Origin of the sequence: Cobetia sp. cqz5-12 (assembly GCF_016495405.1) — a bacterium.
Taxonomy (GTDB): Bacteria; Pseudomonadota; Gammaproteobacteria; order Pseudomonadales; family Halomonadaceae; genus Cobetia.
The window spans coordinates 2,702,986-2,722,201 of the sequence record NZ_CP044522.1 but is presented as its reverse complement, the minus strand read 5'-3'; the positions used below and the strand labels follow the sequence as shown (position 1 = coordinate 2,722,201).

Sequence of the window (19,216 nt, the reverse complement as noted above, 5' to 3'; positions counted from 1 at the left end):
AATAACGTAGGAATAGGTTAGAGGGCGTGTTTTGATAATAGAAATGAATGGTCAAGATCAAATGCATTGCGAGGGCTCATAGATCATGGATACCGACCTGCTTCGTGCCTTTGTCACGGTGGCCGAATGTGAAGGGTTCAGCGCCGCCGGCAAGGTGCTGCATCGCACCCAGTCTGCCGTCAGTCTGCAGATCAAGCGGCTGGAGGATCAGATGGGCGGGGCGCTGTTGTCCCGCACCAGCCGTCGGGTAGAACTCACGGCGTCGGGAGGGCGGTTGCTGCCCTATGCGCGGCACATTCTCAAGCTGCAGGATGAGGCGCGGCAGGTGCTCGGGGTCGATCGCAAGAATGAGCTCATCCGGCTGGGCACGTCGGAGGAACAGGCCAGTACCTACCTGCCCGAATTGCTGTCGCGCTTCGCCGCGGATCACCCCGAAGTGCGTCTCGAGGTGACCTGCAAGATCAGCGCCTCGCTGGTGCATGATTTTCAGGAAGGCTTGCTGGACGCAGTCCTGGTGGTGCGTCACGGGCCGACCCAGACCGGGCGGCTGTTGGGGCGCGAACGCATGGTGTGGGTAGTCGCCGAAGACCAGTCGCTTGCAGACTGGGAGGTACTGCCGCTCGCGCTCAATCCGGAAGGCTGCATCTTCCGCGCGCATGCCTTCGCCGCCTTGGGCCGGGATGATCGACAGTGGGATGTGCGTTACTCGAGCCAGTCGCCGACAGGCATCAATCTACCGGTGAAGGCCGGACTGGCACTGACCGTCAAGACACCGCGCAGCGTGCCCTCCGGCTGTCGAATCGTCGGCGATGACGAAGGCTTGCCGCCGCTTGGCCATGTGGAAATCGAGCTTCATCGCTCGCCGGGTCATGTCAGCGATGCGCTGAGTGACTTCTGCGATCATCTGGAAGCCATCGTCACCGGCAAGGGCAAGCTTGAGGAAGTCGGGGCGCTGGAGGCGAGCGCTGAGGTTGGTACCGATTCAGATGTCGTCACAACGCGTGAGGCAGCGACCGCCGGTTGAGCAGTACTACCAGTGTTGCGAGCAGGTTGAGATGGTGAGCCTGGCGGAATAGCGATTCATGGATTAGACCCGGAGACATATCAGCCAATGGGCGGTGTAGCGCCCAGCGGGGCTTGCGGCGTGTACGGCCTACGCGCCCCCAGAATGCCCGCGCGCTGGATGATCTCGGGCACTAAGGCTTCCTGACGGTGCGCCATGATATGCACGCCGCTGACGCCCTCGATCTCCCGTAATTGCTGGATCATCTCGATGCAGAGGTCACGGCCCTCCGCCTTCTGATCCCTGGCTCCCTTCAAGCGCTTGAGCACGTTATCCGGGATATGCACGCCGGGGACATGGCGACGCATCCATTCGGCGGTGCGTGCCGAGGCCAGCGGGCCGACGCCGGGCAGGATGAAGCATTTCTCCAGCAGGCCCAGATCACGAGCACGATGCATGAAGTCCTGAAAGCGCGGCAGATCGAAGCAGTACTGTGTCTGGATGAACTGGGCGCCGGCAGCAATCTTCTTGGCCAGTCGATGAGGGCGAAACGCGAAGGGCGGGGCGAAGGGGTTGGCGGCGGCGCCCAGAAATACCTGAGGCGCTGAGGTCAGTGACCGGCCGCTGGCGAAGGCGTGCTTGTCACGCAGCCCGGCGATGATTTCCAGCAGCGACAGGGAGTCGAGGTCGAACACCGGCTTGGCCTCGGGGTGATCCCCGACCTGCACACCATCGCCGGTCAGGCACAGCAGGTTGCGGATGCCCAGCGCCGCGGCCCCCAGCACATCGCCCTGGATGGCGATGCGGTTTCTGTCACGACAGGAGATCTGCATCACCGTCTCATGGCCTTCTCGGGCCAGCAGGGCACACATCGCCACGCTCGACATGTGGCAGTTGGCGCCCGAGCCATCGGTGGCGTTCATGGCATCCACATGGCCGGCAAACAGCTGCGCGCGGGCATGCACCTCCTGTGGGTCTGCCGAGTCGGGCGGCGCCAGTTCGGCGGTGATGGCAAACTGACCGCTGCGAAGTACTCGCTCCAGGCGACCGACGTTGCCGTCGCGCTCGGCAGGTGGCAGCTGTGAGCTGTCCGGGATAGTGAGTCTGGAGGTCATTTCAGGTTCTCTCGGCGCTCTGCCGCCTGACGGGCTACACGTAGCCAGGATGAGGTGCCCTGCAGGCGATGGTCCACCGGCAACTGCACGATCTGGATCGTGTCGCTGTCCTTCATTTGCTGGCTACCTTCCCAGGCTTCCACCCAGACACAACGCTTGTCCGGCTCGACTTCACAGTTGCCATTCTGCATGACGCCGCCGCAGGGGCCGTTGCGCAGATTCTTGGGGCAGTTCATGGAGCAGGACATGCCGGTCGAACTCAGAATGCATTGGCCACACATCTGACAATCAAACAGCAAGCCCTTGCAGGCTTGCTCCAGCCTGGCGACAGGCTTCTCGGCGCGTGCGTAACCGACGGACTTCCACAACGGCTGCAGTTTGATGATCACCGGCTCGACGGCCTGATAGGTGAGCTCCAGCAGTCGCGCGTGACGTGCGGCCCACAGACGAATCGAATACACGCATGCCTCCTGTCAAACACTGGCGGGGGTAACGCCATGGGCGTTTCAAAGCGTTATCTTCGCATGGCCGCTACCCGAGCCGACATCCCGTGGGCGACAGCGTCACTATCGAAATACGCGGGCCAAGGATCAGTCGGTGGGACATTAAGGGTTCTTTGCTCGCGGCGAGGCTTTCAATGATGAAGCTCTCCATGGCCTGCGCCGCCGGTGACAGACTTGAGACCTTGCGGCTCGCGACTCTCGGGGACCTCGGCCAGCGGGATGAAGCGCAGACGCTTGTATTCTTCGGGGAACGACTGTCGTGATGCTGGTGATGGAGTGACCGTCACTTTTGCATCGTGCCTTCCCCACCTTCTCTATTGATGTATCAGAGTGCTGCCATTGATTTCGGGATAATTTTTGTCTGCACCAGTCAAGGTCATGCTTTTGACTGGTAATCTCCTCATTGCGCCATCCTGGGGGTGAGTTTTGTGCACGATATTCAGTAATTCACCTGTTTGGTGCAAATGACTGGCTGGCATATTTTTGATTGCGCATATTTGGTGCGGCTTATATTCAAAACGATATCGAGATTTCCTTTTGGCTGAACGATGGCAACGCACGGCACCGATGTTTCGTGCGATTGCCTGCTTTGCTGGCACATCAATTGCACTACACGAGGAGGGATAACAAGTACAACAAGATACGAGGGAATGTCGTGAACAAGAAAATCGCTGCCGCAATGCTGTCCGCCTGTGTCGGTTTCTCGCTGGCCAATGTCGCCCAGGCGGAAGAGGGGCCGATCAAGGTCGGCATCCTGCATTCACTGTCCGGCACCATGGCGATCAGTGAATCGACACTGAAAGACACCATGTTGATGCTGATCAAGAAGCAGAACGAGAAGGGCGGGCTGCTGGGACGCAAGCTGGAGCCCGTCGTGGTCGATCCGGCCTCCAACTGGCCGCTGTTTGCCGAGAAGGCGCGTGAACTGCTGGCGCAGGACAAGGTCGACGTGATCTTCGGCAACTGGACGTCCGTCTCGCGCAAGTCGGTGCTGCCGGTGGTCGAGGAGCTCAACGGCCTGCTGTTCTATCCGGTGCAGTATGAGGGCGAGGAGTCCTCGGAGAATGTCTTCTATACCGGGGCGGCGCCCAATCAGCAGGCGATTCCGGCAGTGGATTATCTGATGAACGATGTGGGCGTGGAGCGCTGGGTGCTGGCAGGTACGGACTATGTCTATCCGCGTACCACCAACAAGATCCTGGCCGCCTACCTCAAGTCTCACGGTGTGGCCGACGAGGATGTGATGGTCAATTACACGCCCTTCGGTCATTCCAACTGGCAGTCCATCGTCTCGGACATCAAGTCCTTCGGCAGCGCGGGCAAGAAGACCGCCGTGGTGTCCACCATCAACGGCGATGCCAATGTGCCGTTCTATCGTGAGCTGGCCAACCAGGGCATCGATGCCGAGGACATTCCGGTGGTGGCCTTCTCGGTGGGCGAGCAGGAGCTCTCGGGCATCGATACCGCACCGCTGGTCGGGCATCTCGCGGCCTGGAACTACTTCATGAGCGTGGACAGCGACACCAACTACGACTTCATCGATGAGTGGATCGCCTACACCGGCAAGGAAGATGCGGTCACCAATGATCCGATGGAAGCCCACTACATCGGCTTCAACATGTGGATGGAAGCCGCTCGCAAGGCGGGCAGTGTCGAGGTCGATGCGGTCAAGGACGCCATCATCGGCGTATCCGTCCCCAACCTGACCGGCGGTTACGCCACCATGATGCCCAACCATCACATCACCAAACCGGTGCTGATCGGCGAGATCCAGGACAACGGTCAGTTCTCCGTCGTCTGGCAGACCCCTTCCACCGTGGCAGGCGATGCCTGGTCAGACTATCTGGAAGGTTCCAAGGACCTGATCAGTGACTGGCGCAAACCGATGGAGTGCGGCAACTACAACGTCGTGACCCATTCCTGTGGGGCTCAACAGAACGTCGCCACGCAATGAGGCGTAGCACGTTCTGAGAGTGAGGCGGCGCGCATGTGAACCTGCGTGCCGCCTCGCTGAGTGTCGGCTCCGAGGTCGCGACGCCCTCGGAGACTGATGACGCCTTCGCGCGTTCACCATGGATGGCCTTCTTGATGTCTATCTCCGTTGCAACGATGTTCCGCTGGTGCTGGCAGAGGATGCTGCTGATCTGTCTTCTGTCCTTCCCCCTTTTTGCCGCTGCCCAGTCCGAATCCGCGACTGGGCAGTCAGCGCGTCTGTCTGACAGCGCTGCCCAGACCTTGCTGACCCGACTTGCCGAAGCGCGCAATCCCGCCAAGCCGGCCGTGATCGATGAGATCGCCGTGAGCGGTGATGAGCGCGCGCGTGGCTGGCTGGAAGCCTTCTCCTCAAGCAAGCTGGCTCGCCTCAAGAGCGGCGAGCGTTTCCTGATCATCGACAACAATCGCGGCCGCGAATGGGCCGTTTCCGACGCCCTGTCCGGCGACTCCGCCGGCAAGGTCTCGCGACGTGAACTCGAGACGCTGCGCAGCAACAACACGCTGCGTGGCCACATCGATGGTGTGCTGTCGATGATCGACCTGTCGTCCCCGGAAGCCGAGGTCAGACTCGCGGCGGCGCGCGGCCTGCGCGGCAGTGTCGATGAGCGCATGGCCGAGCGGCTGCCAAGCCTGATCGAGCAGGAAGCCGATGCTGATATCCGCGACACCCTGGCGGAGGCGCTCGCCATCCAGCAGCTGGAAGCCACTGGCGACCCTGCGGCGCTGGAGACGCTCTCCGGCAGCCTGAACGCCGCCGCCATCGCCGCCATCAATGGCGCCGCGGCCAGTGATGACCCGCAGCTGGCCCAGGCCGCCAAGGTGGCGCTGGCCGGTATCGAGCAGAAGCTGAAGCTCAACAGCGGGCTCGAGACGCTCTACTTCGGCCTCTCGCTGGGCTCGGTACTGGTACTCGCGGCCATTGGGCTTGCCATCACCTTCGGTGTCATGGGCGTGATCAACATGGCGCATGGCGAACTGATCATGCTGGGCGCCTACACCACCTGGGGTATGCAGCAGCTGCTGCCCGGGCAGCCGGGGCTGGCACTGCTGCTGTCGATTCCGGCGGGGTTTCTGGTTGCGGCGGCGGTGGGCGTCATCATCGAGCGCAGCGTCATCCAGCATCTCAAGGGGCGACCGCTGGAGACGCTTCTGGCTACCTTCGGCATCAGCCTGATCCTGCAGCAGCTGGTGCGTACCACCATCTCGCCCTTGAATCGCATCGTGGTCACGCCGGAATGGATGAGTGGCTCGCTGATGATCAACGAGGCGCTGTCACTGACGCTCAATCGCCTCTACATCATCGGCTTCGCGCTGTTCGTGTTCGCCGGCCTGATGCTGATCATGCGCCGCACCCGTCTCGGGCTGGAAGTGCGGGCGGTGACCCAGAACCGTGCCATGGCACGCTCGATGGGTATCAAGGCGACGCGTGTCGACATCATGACCTTCGCGCTGGGATCGGGTGTGGCCGGCCTTGCCGGTGTCGCGCTCTCGCAGATCACCAACGTCGGGCCGAACCTGGGCCAGAACTACATCATCGATTCCTTCATGGTGGTGGTGTTCGGCGGGGTCGGCAATCTGTGGGGCACGCTGGTGGCCGGCATGTCGCTGGGGCTGCTCAATCAGTTCCTCGAGCCCTGGGCGGGTGCGGTCCTCGCCAAGATCGTGGTGCTGGTCTTCATCATCCTGTTCATTCAAAAGCGCCCGCGGGGACTCTTCCCGCAGAAGGGCCGTGCCGCGGAGGGTTGATCCATGCCTGATTCACGTTCCTGGCTGGCGCGCCCCTTCACGGAGCGCTCCACCCAGATATTCCTGGCGGTGCTGACACTGTCAGTACTCGCGATCACGCTGCTGCATGTGCTGCTGCCCGAGAATAACCCGCTGCATGTCAGCACCTTCACCGTCACCTTGCTGGGCAAGTACCTGTGCTATGCGCTGCTGGCGGTGGCGGTGGATCTCGTCTGGGGCTACCTGGGTATCCTCAGCCTGGGCCACGGCGCCTTCTTCGCGCTGGGCGGTTACGCCATGGGCATGTATTTGATGCGCGAGATCGGTGATCGCGGCGTCTATGGCAATCCGGAGCTTCCGGATTTCATGGTCTTCCTCAACTGGCAGGAGCTGCCGTGGTTCTGGCAGGGCTTTGACATGCCGGCCTTCGCCTTCCTGATGGTGCTGCTGGCACCGGGGCTGCTGGCGCTGGTGTTCGGCTTCCTCGCCTTCCGCTCCCGCGTCACCGGCGTCTATCTCTCGATCATCACCCAGGCGCTGACCTTCGCCTTGATGCTGGCGTTCTTCCGCAACGAGATGGGCTTTGGCGGCAACAACGGCCTGACCGACTTCAAGGACATTCTCGGCTTCGATCTGCGCACGGATGCGGTACGCATCGCGCTGTTCATCGCCAGTGGCGTGGCGCTGGGGCTCGGTTATCTGCTGTGTCGCGGCATCGTCGGCTCCAAGCTCGGGCGCGTGAGCATCGCCTGTCGCGACGCCGAGGCGCGCACGCGCTTTCTGGGCTATCGCGTCGAACGTGTCCAGCTGTTCATCTTCGTGGTCTCGGCGATGCTGGCCGGAGTGGCGGGAGCGCTGTATGTGCCGCAGGTCGGCATCATCAATCCCGGCGAGTTCTCGCCGCTGTTCTCCATCGAGGTGGTGGTGTGGGTGGCGCTCGGTGGCCGTGCGACGCTCTACGGCGCCGTGCTGGGCGCGTTGATCGTCAATTACGCCAAGACGGTGTTCACCGGCATCATGCCGGACGCCTGGCTGTTCGCTCTCGGCGGTCTGTTCGTGCTGGTCACCGTGCTGTTGCCCAAGGGCATCGCCGGTCTGTTCGCCCAGCGTGGCTGGGGCAGACGCTCGTCGTCCAGGGCGAAGATTGATCCGACGAACGCGACTCGTCCCACCGAGCAGGAGGCCACTGCATGAGCCTGTTGAAAGAGATGGCCACGCGGGATCGCGTGTTCGACTTCCTGTCCCCGCGCGTCTCGCCGGTGGATGTGACCCACGGGCCGATCCTCTATCTGGAGGATGTCAGTGTCAGCTTCGATGGCTTCAAGGCGATCAACGACCTCAACCTGACCATCGACGATGGTGAGCTGCGCTGCATCATCGGCCCCAACGGCGCCGGCAAGACGACGATGATGGACATCATCACCGGCAAGACGCGCCCCGACAGTGGCTCGGTGTGGTTCGGCAGCCGCCACGATCTGCTGCACATGAGTGAGCCCGAGATCGCCACCCTGGGCATCGGCCGCAAGTTCCAGAAGCCCACCGTCTTCGAGGCGCTCAGCGTGTTCGAGAATCTCGAACTCGCGATGGCCACCGACAAGCGCATCTTCCCGACCCTGACCGCGCGCATGACCGGCGAGACTCGGGATCGGATCGAGGAAGTGCTGCAGACGATTCATCTCAAGGAATGGCATGCGCGCGAGGCGGGCATCCTGTCCCACGGCCAGAAGCAGTGGCTGGAGATCGGCATGCTGTTGATGCAGAAACCACGTCTGCTGCTGGTCGATGAGCCGGTGGCCGGTATGACCGAGCAGGAGATGGAGCGCACCGCGGAGCTGCTGACCAGCCTGGCGGGACGCCAGTCGGTGGTGGTGGTCGAGCATGACATGGGCTTCGTGCGCTCCATCGCGCGCAAGGTCACGGTGCTGCATCAGGGCTCGGTACTGGCGGAAGGCAGCATGGATGCGGTATCGAGCGACCCCAAGGTCGTCGAGGTCTACCTGGGAGAGAGTGACGGATGACGCAAGCGCAGATGACCAATACCCCGATGCCCCACGCATCGCCGACCCATGACCCGGCGACGAATGACGCGGCGACCAATGACGTGGCGCCGCTGCTGAGCATCGAGTCGCTCAATCAGTTCTACGGCGAGAGTCATACGCTGTGGGATCTCACGCTGGAGATTCCCGCCGGCCAATGCACCTGCGTGATGGGCCGCAACGGCGTCGGCAAGACCACCTTGATGAAGTGCATCATGGGTGAGGAGAGTGTCCGTGACGGCAAGCTGCTGTATCGCGCCGAGGGCGAGGGCGGTAGTGGTGAGAACATCAGTGGCGATGCCAGTGGCCACGAGCCCCTTGACCTGACACGTCGCAAGCTCGAGGAGCGCGCCCGCCTGGGCGTCGGCTATGTCCCCCAGGGGCGTCAGATTTTCCCGATGATGACGGTGGAAGAGAACCTGCGCACCGGGCTCGCCGTACGTCGTGATGGGCTGCGTCAGATTCCCGAGCGCATCTATGAGCTGTTTCCCGTGCTCAAGGAGATGCGCCACCGGCGCGGGGGCGACCTGTCCGGCGGCCAGCAGCAACAGCTCGCCATCGGCCGCGCGCTGGTGATCGAGCCGCGGCTGCTGATCCTCGATGAGCCCGGCGAAGGCATCCAGCCCAATATCGTCGCCCAGATAGGCGAGGTCATTCGCCGCCTGATCAAGGAAGACGGCCTGACGGTGCTGCTGGTCGAGCAGAAGCTGCCCTTCGCGCGCAAGTACGCCGATCGCTTCGTGATCATGGATCGCGGCCGGCGGGTGGCCGAAGGCGAGATCGCGGCGCTGTCCGATGAATTGATCAAGCAGCACCTGACCGTATGACGATCCAGCGCATGATTTCTGCAGACGGCGCGACGGATGTCGCGTCCGGCCATCGCTTCGATGATCAGCGTCAGTGGCAGGCCTCGCTGGCGCTGCGCTTCGAGACCGACACCCGCGATGGCGCAGGCCCCATCACGCGACTGACGCGTCGTCGTCATCACGGCCCGCTGCGCGTGCAGCGCCCGTTCTATCCGGAAGGCCGCCACGGCTGCTGCCATGTCTATCTGCTGCACCCTCCCGGCGGGCTGGTCAGTGGTGATGCGCTGCATATCACGGCAGAGATCGAGGAAGGCGCGCAGGTGCTGTTGACCACGCCGGCGGCGGCCAAGCTCTACAAGGCGGATCGCAATGGCGTGGCCTGGGGCCAGCATACGCACCTCAAGGTCGCCGACGGCGCCACCCTGGAATGGCTGCCTCAGGAAACGCTGGCCTTCAATGGCTCGCGCGGCGAGCAGACCACCACCCTCGAGCTTGAGGGCAATGCTCGCTGTCTGGGCTGGGAGGTGCTGGCGCTGGGCCGGCCCGTCGGTGAGCTGCCCTTCGTCAGCGGCCATCTGGAACAACGCTTTCGCCTGACGCGTGACGGCAAGCCAGTGTGGATCGAGCGTCAGTCGCTGGACCCGCTGCATGTGCGCTTCATGGGGCGCTGGGGGCAGGGTGGCTGCAGTGTCCAGGCCACGCTGTGGGCGGTGGGACTTAACGATGAGCCGGAGGCCATCGAGGCCCTGCGCGAGGCGATGCCTGCCTCTCCGCGATGGGCGGTGACGCGCCGCGAGGGCGTGCTGCTGCTGCGCTATCTCGGCCATGAACGCAACGAGGCCTGGGCACTGTGCCAGCAGGCATGGCAGATCCTGCGCCCCTTGATGACCGGGCGCGAGGCACAGGTGCCACGTATCTGGCTGACCTGACCTCGAGAGCCCCCACGCAATGACAACCACAAGAGCCACGACATGGAACTGACGCCAAGAGACAAGGACAAGCTGTTGCTGTTTACCGCAGCGCTGCTGGCCGAACGCCGCAAGGCCAAGGGCCTCAAGCTCAACTATCCGGAATCCATCGCGTTGATCAGCGCCGAGATTCTGGAAGGCGCACGCGAAGGATTGAGTGTGGCTGAGCTGATGGGGCGCGGGGCAGAGGTGCTGACCCGTGATGACGTGATGGAAGGCATCGCCGAGATGATTCCCGAGGTGCAGGTCGAGGCGACCTTCCCGGATGGCACCAAGCTGGTGACCGTTCACAACCCCATCGTGTGAGGTGAGCAATGATGATTCCCGGTGAATATCAGGTGGCGGACGGCGAGATCTCTCTCTGTGAGGACCGCCTGCGCACCACGCTCTCGGTCGGCAATCGCGGCGACCGACCGATCCAGATCGGCTCGCACTATCACTTTGCCGAGGCCAATCCGGCGTTGGTGTTCGATCGCGAGGCCGCCCTCGGACAGCGCCTGGACATCGCCGCCGGAACGGCGATTCGCTTCGAGCCCGGGCAGACGCGTGACGTCACGCTGATCCCCTTCGCCGGCAGTCGCCATATCTATGGCTTCCGTGGCGAGGTGATGGGACAGCTCAAGGATGACGGCAGTGTCGAGCGCTGAGCGAGTGACAACCTTTCCGTCAAGGCGTCAGGCAATGGCGCCGACAGGCATTTACCTTGGAGCTCATTCAGAGACTGCGGCTCAGGGATCAAGAGGCAACCCATGAAGATAACGCGACAGGCCTATGCCGACATGTACGGCCCGACCACTGGTGACCGCGTGCGTCTGGGCGATACGGCGCTGTGGATCGAGGTGGAAAAGGACTTCACCCACTATGGCGAAGAGGTGAAGTTCGGCGGTGGCAAGGTGATTCGCGATGGCATGGGCCAGAGCCAGCGCGCTGATGAGAGCGTGATGGATACCGTGATCACCAATGCGCTGATTCTGGACTGGTGGGGCATCGTCAAGGCGGATGTCGGTCTCAAGGCCGGGCGCATCGCGGCCATCGGCAAGGCCGGCAATCCCGACACCCAGCCTGACGTGGATATCGTGATCGGCCCGGGCACCGAGATCATCGCCGGTGAGGGCAAGATCCTCACCGCCGGCGGTGTCGACCCGCATATCCACTTCATCTGCCCCCAGCAGGTGGAAGAGGCGCTGATGAGCGGCATCACCACCATGCTCGGCGGTGGGACGGGGCCGGCCACCGGCACCAATGCCACCACCTGTACGCCGGGGCCCTGGCATATCGGCAAGATGCTGCAGGCGGTGGACAGCCTGCCGATGAACATCGGCTTGCTCGGCAAGGGCAATGCCTCGCTGCCCGAGGGGCTGGAGCAGCAGATCGAGGCCGGCGTGATCGGCCTCAAGCTGCATGAGGACTGGGGCACCTCGCCGGCCTCCATCGACAACTGTCTGACAGTCGCCGATGCCTACGATGTGCAGGTGGCGATCCATACCGACACCCTGAATGAATCAGGCTTCGTCGAGGATACGCTGGCGGCCTTCAAGGACCGTTGCATCCATACCTTCCACACCGAAGGCGCCGGTGGCGGCCATGCGCCGGACATCATCACCGCCTGTTCGCGCCCCAACGTGCTGCCGTCCTCCACCAACCCGACGCGTCCCTACACCGTCAACACGGTGGATGAGCATCTCGACATGCTGATGGTCTGCCACCACCTGGACCCGAGCATCCCCGAGGATGTGGCCTTCGCCGATTCGCGCATTCGCCGCGAGACCATCGCCGCCGAGGACATCCTGCATGATCTGGGTGTCATCTCGATGATGTCCTCGGATTCCCAGGCGATGGGCCGTGTGGGCGAGGTGATCTGCCGCACCTGGCAGACCGCGCACAAGATGCGCGAGCAGCGTGGCCTGCTGGCGGAGGATGCCGAGCGTGGCACCGACAACTTCCGTGCCCGCCGCTATATCGCCAAGTACACCATCAACTCGGCCATTACCCACGGTATCGCCCATGAGGTCGGCTCCATCGAGGTCGGCAAGCTGGCGGATCTGGTGCTGTGGTCACCAGCGTTCTTCGGCGTCAAACCGGCCTGCATTCTCAAGGGCGGCATGATCGCCGCCGCGCCGATGGGCGACCCGAATGCCTCGATCCCCACGCCGCAGCCAGTGCATTACCGCCCGATGTTCGGCGCCTTCGGCAAGGCGGCCAGTGCCACACGCCTGACCTTTGTCTCCCAGGCGGCACTCAAGGCCGGTGTCGGCGAGGCCCTCGGACTCGACAGCCCGTTGTCCGCCTGTCGCGACGTACGCCAGGTGCGCAAGCGTGACATGAAACTCAACGATGCCTGCCCGGAGCTCAAGGTCGACCCCGAAACCTACGAAGTCTTCGCCGACGGTGAACTTCTGACCTGTGAGCCTGCCACCGAGCTGCCGCTGGCCCAGCGCTATCACCTGTTCTGAGGGCCTGTTTCCAGTGCCTGTTCTGAGGGCCTGTTTCCAGTGCTTGTTCTGATTCCCTATTCGAGATTGACGCCATGATGGAACTGATACATCGCCTGCCAGACGCCAGTGGCTCAGGCGACCCAGCGAGCGCTCACACCGAGGCGGAGCCTCTGGATACCTTGACTCTGCCGCTGGAGCTGCGCATCCGTGGGCGGCTACGTGCCACCACGGACGGCGGGCGCGAGGTCGGCCTGTTTCTGGATCGCGGACCGGTGCTGCGTGACGGCGATCGGCTGGCCTCGCGCGAGGGCGAGGTGATCCGCATCCGCGCCGCGGATGAGCCGGTAGTGACTGCCCACATCGCCGCCGGGCGTCCGATGGCGGCACTCTGCTATCACCTGGGCAATCGCCATGTGCAGCTGGCGATCGGCATGCAGACGCCTGACGCTGATGCTGAAGCCAAGGGCGAAACCGGCTGGGTGCGCTTCCCGCCGGACCACGTGCTGGAAGCGCTGGCCGAGCGCCTTGGCGCGACCCTCACTCATCACGAGGCGCCCTTTGATCCTGAGCCGGGTGCCTATGCCCAGGCGGGACAGGGGGCTCATTCTCACGATCATGGTCATTCGCACGGGCATGAGCACAGCCACGGTCATTCGCACAGCCACAGCCATGAGCACACGCATGAGCACTGATGCCATGGCGGGCCTGCCGGCTCAGGAGGACCTGGCACTGCTGGGGCTCCTGCAGCTGGTGAGTCCGGCCTTGCCCATCGGCGCCTTTGCCTGGTCCCAGGGGCTGGAGAGTGCCTTCGAACTGGGGTGGGTCACTCAGGAGCAGGAGCTTGGCGAGTGGATCGACGGCGTGCTGGAAGACGGGCTCGGCCGTTGCGAACTGCCGCTGCTGGTGCGCCTGCAGCAGGCATGGGCCGAGGAGGATGCGGCGGCGCTCAATGAGTGGGATGGCTGGCTCAAGGCGACACGCGAAACCGCCGAACTCAGCGATGAGGACGCGCGTCTCGGGGCGGCGCTGCTGCGCCTGCTCAGAAGCCTCGCGCTTGAACCGCCAGCGGCGCTGATGCCCGAGACACCGGGCTACGTCACGGTGTTCGCCTGGGTGGCGCATCAGCGTGGGGTGCCACTGCGCCAGACCTTGATCGGCTTCGCCTGGGCCTGGCTGGAAAACCAGCTGGCGGTGGCCTGCAAGGCCATGCCGCTGGGGCATACCGCCGCGCAGCGCCTGACCGAGCAACTGCGCCCCCGCGTGGTGGAGGTCGTCGCACAGGCGCTTGAGTGCCCGGATGCAGCGCTTGGCCCGATACTGCCGGGGCTGGCACTCGCCTCCGCCCAGCACGAAACCCAATATTCCCGTCTGTTCAGGAGTTGAGTGAACGCCGCCTGTCCTGAGGCGGCGGCGCCTGAACCGACCGACACGAACGCCTGATATCTCACGAGAAAGGAAGCTGTCATGAAGCATTGTCTACGCGTAGGAGTGGGTGGGCCGGTGGGCTCCGGCAAGACGGCGCTGTTGCGTCAGCTGTGTCTGGCCCTGCGCGATCACTACGACATCGGGGTGGTCACCAATGACATCTACACCCGCGAAGATGCCGATTTCCTGCTGCGCCATGAAGCACTGGAGGCGGACCGCATTCTCGGCGTCGAGACCGGCGGCTGCCCGCATACCGCGATCCGCGAAGACGCCTCGATGAATCTGGCGGCCATCGATGATCTCCAGGCGCGTCATCCGAACATGGAGCTGGTGCTGGTGGAATCCGGCGGTGACAACCTGTCCGCGACCTTCAGCCCCGAACTTTCCGATCTCACGCTCTATGTGATCGACGTCTCGGCAGGCGACAAGATTCCGCGCAAGGGCGGGCCGGGCATCACCAAGTCCGACCTTCTGATCATCAACAAGATCGACATCGCCGAGCAGGTGCATGCCTCGCTTGAGGTGATGGACCGCGACTCGCGCAAGATGCGTGGCGAGCGGCCCTTCGTGTTCGCCAACCTGTATGACGGCGTCGGCCTGGAAGAGATCATCGCCTTCATTCTGGATCGCGGCATGCTGCCGGAGCGCCGCCCGGAAAAGCTGGCCGCACAGGCCTGACGGCGCAGCGTTTTCTGCCGCTTGCCAGGAATCCATTGTCTCCCGGTAGTCGACACATGACGGATATCGGGTGAATTCATCATCATCTTGTTCAGGAATGACACATGAAGCGTTCTCACTCCGCACTGCTGGCCACCTCACTGTTGCTGGTGGCGACCTCGGCCTCCGCACACCCCGGCCATGATGCCCAGGGACTGATGGCCGGCCTGACGCATCCCTTCACCGGGCTGGATCACCTGCTGGCCATGCTGGCCATCGGCATCTGGAGTGCACGCCAGTCACGGGCCTTGAGAGTCGGTACGCCGCTGCTGATGGCCTTCGGCATGCTGGCGGGGGCCGGTATTGCGCTTCTCAGCGGTGGACAGGCGCTGCATGCGCTGATCGCCGAGCAGGGCATCCTGCTCTCGGTGCTGGTGTCCGGTGCTCTGGTGGCGCTGCTGCTGCGTCTGCCGACTCTGGCTGGCGCCGTCATGGTGGCCGGCTTCATGGCCTTCCACGGCTTCGCCCACGCGCTGGAAATGCCGGCGGCTGGCAGTGCCATGGGTTACATGGCGGGCTTCGTGGTCGCGACACTGGCTCTGGCGTTGCTGGGCCGTGCAGTGGGTCAGCGACTGATGAGCGTGCCACCCATCGCGTCTCGTCTGGTGGGTGGGGCTGTGATGGCCTCTGCCGTGATGATGGCGGTCTGATCGTCACCTGACATTCTGCTCACGACGAGAAACGCCCCGCTGGCTTGCCAGCGGGGCGTTTTCTTTCTTTCTGATGCTGATGAGACAAGGAGGTGGGGCGGTTCATCAGAAAATGGCTGACGGAAGATTATGTTATAACGTATCATTTTCCGCATCTGATGATCGAGAAACCAGCGGTCCCCCACGTCCAGGCACTCACCTGTCCCTCGCCCTGACCCTGCGCCGGCAAGAATGCCTCCAGGCGAAAGCGACGTGGCCAAGACCCTATCCTATCGAGGTACCGCCTGATGACTTCCCCCCGAGTGTCTCCAACGCAATCCCCGTCTCAAGCCCTGTCGCGGCCCCTGCCACAATCCCTGCCAGTCACTGTGCTGTCCGGTTTTCTGGGCGCCGGCAAGACGACGCTGCTCAATCACATCCTGGCCAACCGCGAAGGGCGGCGGGTGGCGGTGATCGTGAATGACATGAGCGAGGTCAATATCGACGCTGCCATGGTGCGTGGCGCGCCCGGCACAGGCAGCGAGGTAGCGCTCAATCGCGCCGAGGAGCAGCTGGTGGAGATGAGCAATGGCTGCATCTGCTGCACGCTGCGCGAGGACCTGCTCATCGAGGTGCGCCGGCTGGCCGAGGAGGGGCGCTTCGACTGCCTGGTGATCGAGTCCACCGGCATTTCCGAGCCACTGCCGGTGGCGGAAACCTTCACCTTCGAGGATGAGGATGGCCAGTGCCTCTCCGATGTCGCGCGCCTCGACACCATGGTCACTGTCGTGGATGGCGCCAACTTCCTTGCCCAGTATCGCGAGGCGCAGTCACTGGCCGACGCCGGGGAAAGCCTCGGCGAGGACGATGAGCGCAATGTCGCCGACCTGCTGGTTGACCAGATCGAGTTCTGCGATGTGCTGTTGATCAGCAAGACGGACATGATCGAGGCAACCCAGCTGGATGAGCTGTCGGCCGTGCTGCGCTCGCTCAACCCGGAGGCCGAGATTCTGCCCATGGCGCAGGGCGCCGTGCCGCTTTCCAAGGTGCTGGATACCGGTCGCTTCAGTTTCGATCGTGCACAGCAGGCACCGGGCTGGCTGAAGGAGATGCGCGGCGAGCACGTGCCGGAGACCGAGGAGTACGGCATCTCGAGCTTCTCCTACCATGCGCGCGTGCCGTTCCATCCCGAGAAATTTTATCAGCTGCTCCACGGTGACTGGTTCGGTGGCAAGCTGCTGCGCTCCAAGGGCTTCTTCTGGCTGGCCACGCGCCCGCAGTTCGCGGGGCAGTGGAACCAGGCCGGTGGCATCGCCCACTACGGATTTGGCGGCATGTTCTGGAAGGCGGTACCGAAGGTCGAATGGCCCGAAGACCCCGAGTATCTGGCGTCGATCCAGGAGAAATGGCAGGAGCCCTTCGGCGACATGCGCCAGGAGCTGGTGTTCATCGGTCAGAACCTGGAGGAAGCCCGTATCCGCCAGGCGCTGGACGACTGTCTGCTTGATGACGCCACGCTGCTGGCGGGCAAGGAAGCCTGGCGTGACCTGCCGGACCCGTTCCCCGCCTGGGAGTGAGTGACGGGCAGATAGTGCCCGATGACTCTCGCGCGCCACGACAACGCCCCATGACAACGCCCCACTGATCGTCGGTCAGTGGGGCGTTGTCATGGTGGATGAGAAGACGTCAGCGCCATCCCTGCTGGCCAGAGCATTACATCCCGAAGGCAAAGCTCCTTGAGGGGACGCCCGGCAAGTCTCTTATCGGCGTGAGGGCGCGTGCATAGTGGGCCAGCAGGCTCATGGTGTAGCGGCTCCGAGCCTCGAACGGTTCATCGTGACACAACGAATCAGCATCAATCAGGCTATCGACCTGACGAAAGATCAGCTGCTCCGGAATCAGGCACAGGTGATTGTTCTTTGTCCCGCTCATGCGAAGCTCAGCAATGGGATACACCCCGTTGTCTGCCGCAGATACCCCTGCCAGCAATCCAGCCTTGTGCCCCAGCTCATGTTGGGTGCACAGCATGAGAAAGTTCTTGGCCGCCGGTGTGGCCATGCCATGCCACTCGGGCGTGACCAGAATCACGGCATGGGCTGCCTGCACCCGTTGTCGAAGGTCCGGCATGTCGGACCAATGGCCTACATGACTGTCAAGATCAGTGTCCCACAAGGGGAGTGGTGTCTTGCCAAGGTCAAGAATGTCACAGTCCGCAAAGCCGCTAGAAAGGGCCTGACGTTCCAGAAATCGTGCGCATCGCAGGCTGGCGGATTCAGGGCGTTGACTGGCGACGATGATCATCAGGTGCAAGTTCATGGTGAGTTCCTTGGGAGTGTCATTGGGTAGGTGCAGGTTGGCTGCGTTGAGCGACATGTCGCTTGAGTGAGAATCCGAGAGGGAGTGTCAGGGCCGTGAGAATGCACAAGGTGCCAAGCCATTGAAGCGGTCCGAATGACTCGTCCATCCATAGGAAGCCCAATACCGTCGCGGTCAGCGGACTCAAGGTCCCCAGCAGAGAGGCGGAGAAGGCGGACATTTTCTGGATGCCGGCGAACCAGAGCCCATACCCGAGCACGCCCCCCAGAAGGATCAGGTATCCGTAGCCAAGCAGATGACGAGGATCGAGGGAGGTGGGGATCCCTTCCGACCAGGCAGCCAGGGGGAGCAGCAAGAGCCCGCCGAACACCAGTTGCCAACCAGTCAGGCTCAATTGACTGACGTCGGGCGGACGTGCCCAGCGTTTGCTCAAGACGATGCCGGCTGCCATCGAGAGCGCGCCGAGCAGGGCAAATCCGAGTCCCGCCGGGTCCAGCCCGTTCTGATCGGGAGTGACCAGCAGCACCACACCCCCCACGCCGAAGCCACATTGCAGTACTGCCGTCACGCTGAAGCCGGTGCCTAGCCACCAGCGGCTCAATAGCAGTACCCACACCGCCTGGCTGGCCAGCAGCAGTGCGGCCAGGCTACCGGGAATGCGGTAGGCAGCGGCGAACAGGCAAGTGAAGAACAGCCCGATATTGAGCGTGCCGAGCACCATGGCCTTCAACCACCACCCACCTGTCAGGGTCTGCCGAGTCCAGAGAAGTATGAGTATCCCAGCGGGGATGGCGCGGATGGCCGCTGCAGTGAAGGGGGTATCCAGGGGCAGCAGGGTCTGCGTCACCAGATAGGTGCTGCCCCATATGATCGGGGCCATGGCGGTCATGGCCAGGCTCCTGGCGTTGGTGAGTGGCATAGCTGTCTCTCCTGAAAGTATCTTTCTTAAAAGATATATTTACAGTACTCGCAAATCTCCAGGGATCAAAGTATCTTTTTGAAAAGATATTCAGGAGAGACATGATGACGGATGGTGTGGATCGTATTCTTGCGCAGTGGGAGGTGGCTCGCCCCGACCTGGATTGTCGGCCGATGGGCATTTTCGGACGTCTTCGCCGAGCTGGTCGATTGTTCAGTCCAGCCATGGAGCAGGTGTTCGAGAGGTTTGGCCTGTCTGCTGTCGAGTTCGATATCCTGGCGACACTGCGACGTTCTCGAGAACCGCTGACGCCGACTCAGCTGTATCAGACGTTGATGCTCTCTTCTGGCGCCATGAGCACGCGGATTGATCAGTTGGTAAAGCGAGGGCTGTTGCAGCGACAGGCCAGTGATGAAGATCGGCGTAGCAATCGCGTCGTGCTGACGAAGGAAGGGCGTCATCTGATCGACGATGCCCTGGCGGGGCATGTCGAGAACCTGCATCAGATGGCGAGTGTGCTGGACAGTGAGGAGCAGGAGCAGCTTGCCCGTCTATTGCGCAAGCTGCTAATTGACGCAGAAAAGTAGTCGTCTCGCCATTCGGCGTTCCGGCATCCTGTCAGTG

At 62.8% G+C, this 19,216-nt stretch carries 20 protein-coding genes; 16 read left to right on the top strand and 4 right to left on the bottom strand.

Translation table 11 applies throughout. The features are described from left to right. Window positions 1-85 precede the first annotated feature (85 nt). The gene (locus F8A90_RS11345; RefSeq protein WP_200017221.1) at window positions 86-1,024 is read left to right on the top strand and encodes a LysR family transcriptional regulator; all 939 of its coding nucleotides are present in this window, start codon (window positions 86-88) and stop codon (window positions 1,022-1,024) included. Between the two features lie 80 nt (window positions 1,025-1,104). On the opposite strand, the gene F8A90_RS11340 is transcribed toward F8A90_RS11345, so the two are convergent. Then, window positions 1,105-2,118 (bottom strand): methylenetetrahydrofolate reductase, encoded by a 1,014-nt coding sequence (locus tag F8A90_RS11340; RefSeq protein ID WP_200017220.1) that lies wholly within the window; start codon window positions 2,116-2,118, stop codon window positions 1,105-1,107. Next, window positions 2,115-2,579, bottom strand: coding sequence for a methylenetetrahydrofolate reductase C-terminal domain-containing protein (locus tag F8A90_RS11335; protein WP_200017219.1), 465 nt, complete (start codon window positions 2,577-2,579; stop codon window positions 2,115-2,117). The genes F8A90_RS11340 and F8A90_RS11335 overlap by 4 nt, the downstream gene beginning before the upstream one ends. Window positions 2,580-3,300: 721 nt before the next feature. Here F8A90_RS11335 and urtA point away from each other — a divergent pair. The 14 genes from urtA to zigA all read left to right on the top strand — a co-directional run bounded on the left by urtA (window position 3,301) and on the right by zigA (window position 16,934). Next, on the top strand, window positions 3,301-4,575 hold the full coding sequence (gene urtA, locus F8A90_RS11330; protein ID WP_200020002.1) for an urea ABC transporter substrate-binding protein: 1,275 nt from the start codon (window positions 3,301-3,303) through the stop codon (window positions 4,573-4,575). A 134-nt stretch (window positions 4,576-4,709) separates the two neighbouring features. Continuing rightward, the gene (urtB, locus tag F8A90_RS11325; protein WP_442778867.1) at window positions 4,710-6,362 is read left to right on the top strand and encodes an urea ABC transporter permease subunit UrtB; all 1,653 of its coding nucleotides are present in this window, start codon (window positions 4,710-4,712) and stop codon (window positions 6,360-6,362) included. Window positions 6,363-6,365: 3 nt separating this feature from the next. Then, window positions 6,366-7,535: an urea ABC transporter permease subunit UrtC gene (gene urtC, locus F8A90_RS11320; RefSeq protein WP_200017218.1), complete on the top strand. Its 1,170-nt coding sequence runs from the start codon at window positions 6,366-6,368 to the stop codon at window positions 7,533-7,535. Continuing rightward, the gene (gene urtD, locus F8A90_RS11315) at window positions 7,532-8,359 is read left to right on the top strand and encodes an urea ABC transporter ATP-binding protein UrtD (protein WP_200017217.1); all 828 of its coding nucleotides are present in this window, start codon (window positions 7,532-7,534) and stop codon (window positions 8,357-8,359) included. Before urtC ends, urtD begins: the two co-directional genes overlap by 4 nt. A 92-nt stretch (window positions 8,360-8,451) precedes the next feature. Next, window positions 8,452-9,204, top strand: coding sequence for an urea ABC transporter ATP-binding subunit UrtE (gene urtE / locus F8A90_RS11310; protein WP_200020000.1), 753 nt, complete (start codon window positions 8,452-8,454; stop codon window positions 9,202-9,204). Between the two features lie 11 nt (window positions 9,205-9,215). After that, the gene (locus F8A90_RS11305) at window positions 9,216-10,112 is read left to right on the top strand and encodes an urease accessory protein UreD (RefSeq protein WP_200017216.1); all 897 of its coding nucleotides are present in this window, start codon (window positions 9,216-9,218) and stop codon (window positions 10,110-10,112) included. A gap of 42 nt (window positions 10,113-10,154) precedes the next feature. Continuing rightward, window positions 10,155-10,457, top strand: coding sequence for an urease subunit gamma (ureA, locus tag F8A90_RS11300; RefSeq protein ID WP_024952521.1), 303 nt, complete (start codon window positions 10,155-10,157; stop codon window positions 10,455-10,457). Window positions 10,458-10,468: 11 nt separating this feature from the next. Then, window positions 10,469-10,798, top strand: coding sequence for an urease subunit beta (locus F8A90_RS17585; RefSeq protein WP_054556303.1), 330 nt, complete (start codon window positions 10,469-10,471; stop codon window positions 10,796-10,798). 102 nt (window positions 10,799-10,900) lie between these two features. Beyond that, window positions 10,901-12,604, top strand: a complete 1,704-nt coding sequence (gene ureC, locus F8A90_RS11295; protein WP_176494429.1) for an urease subunit alpha — start codon at window positions 10,901-10,903, stop codon at window positions 12,602-12,604. A 74-nt stretch (window positions 12,605-12,678) separates the two neighbouring features. Beyond that, the gene (locus F8A90_RS11290; protein WP_200017215.1) at window positions 12,679-13,278 is read left to right on the top strand and encodes an urease accessory protein UreE; all 600 of its coding nucleotides are present in this window, start codon (window positions 12,679-12,681) and stop codon (window positions 13,276-13,278) included. Beyond that, window positions 13,268-13,969 carry an urease accessory protein UreF gene (locus tag F8A90_RS11285; RefSeq protein WP_200017214.1) on the top strand — a complete coding sequence of 234 codons (702 nt, stop codon included), beginning with the start codon at window positions 13,268-13,270 and terminating at the stop codon, window positions 13,967-13,969. The genes F8A90_RS11290 and F8A90_RS11285 overlap by 11 nt, the downstream gene beginning before the upstream one ends. An 81-nt stretch (window positions 13,970-14,050) precedes the next feature. After that, window positions 14,051-14,689, top strand: coding sequence for an urease accessory protein UreG (gene ureG, locus F8A90_RS11280; RefSeq protein WP_054556181.1), 639 nt, complete (start codon window positions 14,051-14,053; stop codon window positions 14,687-14,689). 104 nt (window positions 14,690-14,793) lie between these two features. Then, entirely contained in the window at window positions 14,794-15,378 is a 585-nt protein-coding gene (locus F8A90_RS11275; RefSeq protein ID WP_200017213.1) for a HupE/UreJ family protein, read from the top strand. A 287-nt stretch (window positions 15,379-15,665) separates the two neighbouring features. Next, a complete protein-coding gene (gene zigA / locus F8A90_RS11270) occupies window positions 15,666-16,934 on the top strand; it encodes a zinc metallochaperone GTPase ZigA (protein WP_200017212.1) in 1,269 nt (422 codons plus the stop codon). A gap of 136 nt (window positions 16,935-17,070) precedes the next feature. On the opposite strand, the gene F8A90_RS11265 is transcribed toward zigA, so the two are convergent. Next, a complete protein-coding gene (locus F8A90_RS11265) occupies window positions 17,071-17,673 on the bottom strand; it encodes an NADPH-dependent FMN reductase (RefSeq protein WP_200017211.1) in 603 nt (200 codons plus the stop codon). 19 nt (window positions 17,674-17,692) lie between these two features. After that, complete coding sequence (locus F8A90_RS11260) at window positions 17,693-18,562, bottom strand: EamA family transporter (RefSeq protein ID WP_167592985.1); 870 nt, start codon at window positions 18,560-18,562, stop codon at window positions 17,693-17,695. Between the two features lie 131 nt (window positions 18,563-18,693). Here F8A90_RS11260 and F8A90_RS11255 point away from each other — a divergent pair, with 131 nt between their 5' ends. Continuing rightward, window positions 18,694-19,179 (top strand): MarR family winged helix-turn-helix transcriptional regulator, encoded by a 486-nt coding sequence (locus F8A90_RS11255; RefSeq protein WP_084208284.1) that lies wholly within the window; start codon window positions 18,694-18,696, stop codon window positions 19,177-19,179. The last annotated feature ends 37 nt before the right edge of the window (window positions 19,180-19,216 follow it).